Genomic DNA, 5,714 nt, shown 5'->3' on the forward strand with positions numbered 1-5,714 from the left:
TGGTCTGGAAGGCGATGCCGTCGATGACGCCGATGATGTCGTTGATCTTCCTGGAGCTCTGATTGATCTCGTCCATGGTGGTGACCACCTGCGAGACCACCGAGCCGCCGCGCGCGGCCACCTCGGCGGCGGTCGCCGCCAATTGATTGGCCTGCCGCGCGGAGTCCGCGCTCTGGCGCACCGTGCCAGTGAGCTGCTCCATGCTGGCCGCGGTCTCCTGCAGGTTCGACGCCGCCTGCTCGGTCCTCGTGCTCAGGTCCTGGTTGCCCTTGGCGATCTCCGCGCTGGCCACGTGCATGCCGCCCACGCCGTGGCGGATCTCGCCCACGATGCGCGCCAGCCCGTCCTGCATGCGCGCGATGCCCGCGATCACGCGCGCCGTCTCGTCGCGGCCGCGCGTGCGCAGCTGGGCCGTCAGGTCGCCCGCCGCCACGCGCTCGATGGCGCGCGCCGCTTCGTCCAGGGGCCGCGTGATGCGCCCGCTGATGACATAACCCAGGCCCAGCGCCAGGGCCAGCACCACCAGCGCAGCGGTCACGGTCACGCGCACGGCCTGGCGCTGCAGACGGGCCAGCGCTTCCACCATGCCGTCCACGCGGGCGCTCACCGCCCCGCTGATCTCGTTGAAGGCATCGTCGGCCGCGCGCACATCGGCCTTGGCCGGCTCCATGGCCTGGTTGGCGCGCCAGGGATCGTTGATCTCGCCCCGCGTGATGCCGGTGTGGATGGTGTTCACGGCGTCGCGGTACTTGCCCAAGCCCGCGGCCATGCGGTCCAGCGCGTCCTGCTCGGCAGGCAACAGCATGGGCCGCAGGCCCGACAGGCGCTCCAGCCCGGCCGCCACCTGCGCCTGCCAGGCCTTGTGGTACCGCTCGAACCCGGCCTCGTCGGCCAGATTGAGGAACAGGTCTTTTTCGTAGCGGCGCATGTTGCCGACGTCGGCGCGCACCTCGCCCAGAGCGCGCAGCGCACTCACCTCGGTCTGCACCATCTGCTGGCTGGCGGATACCGCTCGGTCGAGGCTGACGAAGGCCGACGCGGCCACGGCGAAGATGCCCAACGCGCACAGCGCGAGCAGCAGCGCCAGCTTGGCGCGAACGGAGATGTGGGAGAGCCAGTTCATGTTCAAAGCGATAAGGGGAAGTCCGGTACTCACGGCACCGCCACTCGTTTCTTCGGAACCCCACCCCCCATCTTGAGCACCGCCCGTCGCGGCGACGCGCGCCCATCGCTTGTCATGCCCTTGGCACAAAACCCTGCTTCGCTCCCAATTTCATAGCGAACAAGTCATTTGAGTGTCAATTCCATGACAGACATCGCCCCGCCACCCGTGGGGCCACGCCGCGCGCCTGTATAAACCCGCGCTTATGAACCGCAACCTCTGGCTCCTGGCCGCCGCCCAAGGCCTGTTCCTCACCAACAACGTGGTGTTCATCACCATCAACGGTCTGGTGGGCCTGGCGCTCGCGCCGCTGGGCTGGATGGCCACGCTGCCGGTGATGGGTTACGTGGTGGGCGGCGCGCTGGCCACGCCCCTGGTGGCGCGCGCGCAGCGCCGCCTCGGGCGCCAGGCCTCGTTCCAGCTCGGGCTGGTCGTGGCGCTGCTGTCGGCGCTGCTCTGCGCCTGGGCCGTGTCGCTGGGCGCGTTCTGGCTGCTGATCGCGGGCACGGTGATCGCCGGCTACTACAGCGCCAACGGGCAGCTCTACCGCTTCGCCGCGGCCGAACTGGCGGCACCCGCCTTTCGCGAGAAGGCCGTGTCGCTGGTGCTGGCGGGCGGGCTGATCGGCGCGGTGCTGGGCCCCAACCTGGCCGTGCGCACCCGCGACCTCACCGAGGTGCCGTTCGCGGGCGCCTACCTGGCGCTGGGCGTGGTGGCGCTGCTGTCGATGGCGGTGATGGCGTTCCTGCGCTTTCCCCCGGCACCCGAGCGGGCGGTCGGTGCGCCCGAGGGCCGGCCCCTGGCCGAGATCGTGCGCCAGCCCGTGTTCATCGTCGCCGCGGCAGGCGCGGCGCTGGGCTATGGCGTGATGAACCTGCTGATGGCGGCCACGCCATTGGCCATGCAGGTCTGCGGCCTGCCGTTCGAGGACGTGGCCCTCGTGCTCGAATGGCACGTGATTGGCATGTTTGCCCCGGGCTTCTTCACCGGGCACCTGATCCGCCGCTTCGGCGTGCTGCCGATCATGGGCGTGGGCGTGGCGCTGAACCTGGCGTGCATCGCCATTGCCCTGACGGGCGTGGACCTGCACCAGTTCCTCATCGCGCTGTTCCTGCTCGGCGTGGGCTGGAACTTCCTCTTCACCGGCAGCACCGCGCTGGCGCTGCAGGCCTGGCGCCCCGAGGAAAAAGACCGCGCCCAGGCCGCCATCAACTTCGGGGTGTTCGCCACCATGGCGCTGACCTCCTTCGCCTCCGGCGCGCTGGTGACCACGCAGGGCTGGACCTGGCTCAACCTGGGCTCCTTGCTGCCGGTGGCGCTGCTGGCCCTGGCCTTGCTGTGGCTTGCCCGCCGGCGGCGCGCCACCCACAATGCCGCCTGACGCGCGGAACGGTTCCGCGACACGGGAGAGGCACATGGGACTTCTGGATGCCGTGCTCGGGCGATCAGCTCGGCGGTGCGCTGGGTCCCGACCTCATGGGTACGCTGGGCGGCCTGCTCGGTGGGCTGATGCGCCGCTGCAGCCCGCCTGAAGGACGCGCCGGCCTCAGGCCGGCGCAGGCGCGCGCCGGTCGAGCCACTGCCGCAGCGTGTCGAACACGGCGGCGTTGTCGCGCTCGTTGAAGATCTCGTGGTACAGGCCATCGAAGCGGCGCGCCACCACCATCGGCGCGGGCGCCGCGCCCGCGAAGGCCGCGCTGCCGGCGGGGTTCACCAGGTGGTCGTCGCCCGCGAACATCAGCAGCGTGGGCACCGACCAGCGCGCCGCGGCGGCGCGCACCACGGGACCGTTGTCGTCGATGAAGCGCGCCAGGCGCGCGCTGATGCGGTCGTGCACGCGCCGGTCGCGCCGGTAGGCCTGCACCACGGCCGGGTCGTGCGAGATCTTGCTCGCATCGAGCCCGTTGCCCAGCGTGCTGTCGGGCGACAGCCGCATCATCAGGCCGATCAGCCAGCGTTTGAAGCCCGAGAGCCCCGAGTCCAGCGCGGGTGAGGACAGCACCAGGCCGTCCACCCGGGCCATGCCGCGCTGCACGAAGGTGGCACTGACCAGCCCCCCCATGCTGTGGCCCAGCAGGATCAGCGGGCAGGACCAGGGTTCGGCGATGTGGCGGCGGGTGTCGTCCACCATTTCATACAGGTCGTCGAGCAGGGCGTCGTCGTCGGGCAGCACGCCGGGCGCGCCACCGGAATCGCCGTGGCCGCGCTGGTCGTAGGCGCGCACGAAGAAGCCCCATTCATTGAGGCGGTGCGCCACCTCGTTGTAGCGCCAGGCGTGCTCGCCCAGGCCGTGCACGATCAGCACCACGCCGCGCGGTCGCACGCGCGAGGGCAGGGGCCAGTCGTACAGCGCGAGGTTGAGGCCATCGCGGGCGGTGAACGGGGCTTGCGTGGTGTCGCTCATGCGGCGGCCTTGGTGCTCAAGGCATCCGCGCAATGACTTGCGCGACGCTGGCCGTGAGCCGGCGCGCGTAGTCCAGGTGCAGGAATTCGTTGGGCCCGTGCGCGTTGCTCTTGGGGCCGAGCACGCCGCAGACCATCATCTGCGCCGTGGGGAAGCCCTGGCTGAGCAGGTTCATGAGCGGGATGGTGCCGCCCTGGCCGATGGTGCCGCAGTCGGCACCGAAGTGGGCCTGGGACGCGTCCTGCAGCGCGCGCTCGAACCAGTCGGTGGTGGGTGGCGCGTTCCAGCCGCTGGCCCCGCCTTCGGACGAGAAGGTGACCTTGGCCTGGTAGGGCGCGTTGTCCTCCAGCAGGGCCTTGAGCTCCTGCACGGCCGAGGCCGCGTCCACCAGCGGCGGCAGGCGCAGGCTGAGCTTGAAGGCGGTGTAGGGGCGCAGCACGTTGCCCGCGTCCTTGAGCGCGGGGAAGCCTTCGGCGCCGGTGACGCTCAACGTGGGACGCCAGGTGCGGTTGATCAGGGCCTCGACCGGGTCGGTGGTGGTGGGCAGCGCGAACAGGGTGCTGCCACCGCAGTCGTGGTGGGCCCAGGGGAAGCGCTTGTAGATCTCGTCGCCGAGGATGGCGGCCGTGGCGCGCGCCTGCGCCAGGCGCTCGGCCGGCACCTCGCAGTGAAAGCTGGCGGGCAGCAGGCGGCCGGTGGCGCTGTCCTCCAGGCGGTCCAGCACCTGGCGCAGGATGCGAAAGCTCGAGGGCACCAGGCCCGAGGCGTCGCCGGAGTGGATGCCTTCGGTGAGCACCTCGACCTTGAGCACGCCGGCGGCCATGCCGCGCAGGCTGGTGGTGAGCCAGAGCTGGTCGTAGTTGCCGGCGCCGCTGTCCAGGCAGATCACCAGGCCCACGTCGCCCAGGCGCGGGCGCAGGGCGTCCACGTAGGGCAGCAGGTCGCCCGAGCCGCTTTCCTCGCAGGTCTCGATCAGGCCCACGATGCGCGGGTGCGCCACGCCCTGCGCCTTGAGCGCCTGGATGGCCGCCACGCTGGCGTACACCGCGTAGCCGTCGTCGGCGCCGCCACGGCCGTAGAGCTTGCCGTCGTCGATCTTGGGCGTCCAGGGCCCCAGGTCGCTGCGCCAGCCGGTGAACTCGGGCTGCTTGTCGAGGTGCCCGTACATCAGCACGGTCTGGCCCGAGGCGGGCGCGGGCGTGCCGTCCTGGCCCGCGCTGGCGGGCAGTTCGAAGAACAGCACCGGGGTGCGCGGGCGGCCACGCGCGTCGTTCAGGCGCACGACCTCCAGCGTGAGCCCGGGCACGCGCTGCTCGGCCACCCAGTCGGCGGCCGACTGCAGCACGCGGTCGAGCAGGCCGTGGGCGGCCCAGTCGGCGTCGAAGGCGGGGGACTTGGCCGGTACGGCCACGTAGTCGATCAGCGCGGGCACGATGCGATCGCGCCAACTGGCATCGACATGGGATTGCAGGGCCGCGGCGTCGAGCAACGGCTGGGGCAGGCGGGCGTTCATGGCGATCTCCGTCGGGATCGCCCGGTGCGGGCACTGCGCCCCTCTCAGGTGAACCCTGGGGGGAGTATAGGCAGGACCGGGCCGGCGCGACGCGGGCCGCCCGGCCGTTTCCTCAAGCGGTGGTACGGAAGCGGCCCACCACCAGGGCAAGCTGCTCGGCCTGTTCCTTCAGGCTCTGTGCGGCGGCCGCGCTCTCTTCCACCAGCGCCGCGTTCTGCTGCGTCATCTGGTCGAGCTGGTTCACCGCCACGTTCACTTGGCCGATGCCCTCGCTCTGCTCGCCCGAGGCCGCCGTGATCTCTCCGATGATGTCGCTCACCCGCTGCACCGAGCCCACGATCTCGCTCATCGTCTGTCCCGCATCGGCCACCAGGCGCGAGCCCGCGTCCACGCGCTCCACGCTGGCGCCGATCAGGCCCTTGATCTCTTTCGCCGCCTCCGCGCTGCGCTGCGCGAGGTTGCGCACCTCGCCGGCCACGACCGCGAAGCCGCGACCCTGTTCACCTGCGCGGGCCGCTTCCACCGCGGCGTTGAGCGCCAGGATGTTGGTCTGGAAGGCGATGCCGTCGATGACGCCGATGATGTCGTTGATCTTCCTGGAGCTCTGATTGATCTCGTCCATGGTGGTGACCACC

Annotated in this window: 5 protein-coding genes; 1 reads left to right on the top strand and 4 read right to left on the bottom strand. The window is 70.9% G+C overall.

The annotated features are described in order from the left end of the window. On the bottom strand, positions 1 to 1,123 hold a 1,123-nt coding region (locus tag VLG41_RS15915; protein WP_325350374.1), incomplete at its 3' end, for a methyl-accepting chemotaxis protein. A 244-nt stretch (positions 1,124 to 1,367) separates the two neighbouring features. On the opposite strand from VLG41_RS15915, the gene VLG41_RS15920 reads away from it, so the two are divergent. Next, complete coding sequence (locus VLG41_RS15920; RefSeq protein WP_325350375.1) at positions 1,368 to 2,543, top strand: MFS transporter; 1,176 nt, start codon at positions 1,368 to 1,370, stop codon at positions 2,541 to 2,543. Positions 2,544 to 2,708: 165 nt separating this feature from the next. Here VLG41_RS15920 and VLG41_RS15925 read toward each other — a convergent pair whose 3' ends face one another. From VLG41_RS15925 to VLG41_RS15935, 3 genes are all read right to left on the bottom strand, one after another. Beyond that, positions 2,709 to 3,566 (bottom strand): lysophospholipase, encoded by an 858-nt coding sequence (locus tag VLG41_RS15925; protein ID WP_325350376.1) that lies wholly within the window; start codon positions 3,564 to 3,566, stop codon positions 2,709 to 2,711. A 16-nt stretch (positions 3,567 to 3,582) separates the two neighbouring features. After that, complete coding sequence (locus VLG41_RS15930; protein WP_325350377.1) at positions 3,583 to 5,079, bottom strand: M20 family metallopeptidase; 1,497 nt, start codon at positions 5,077 to 5,079, stop codon at positions 3,583 to 3,585. Between the two features lie 112 nt (positions 5,080 to 5,191). Then, on the bottom strand, positions 5,192 to 5,714 hold a 523-nt coding region (locus tag VLG41_RS15935; RefSeq protein ID WP_325350378.1), incomplete at its 5' end, for a methyl-accepting chemotaxis protein.

Source organism: Hydrogenophaga sp., assembly GCF_035481345.1.
Classification (GTDB): domain Bacteria; phylum Pseudomonadota; class Gammaproteobacteria; order Burkholderiales; family Burkholderiaceae_C; genus Hydrogenophaga.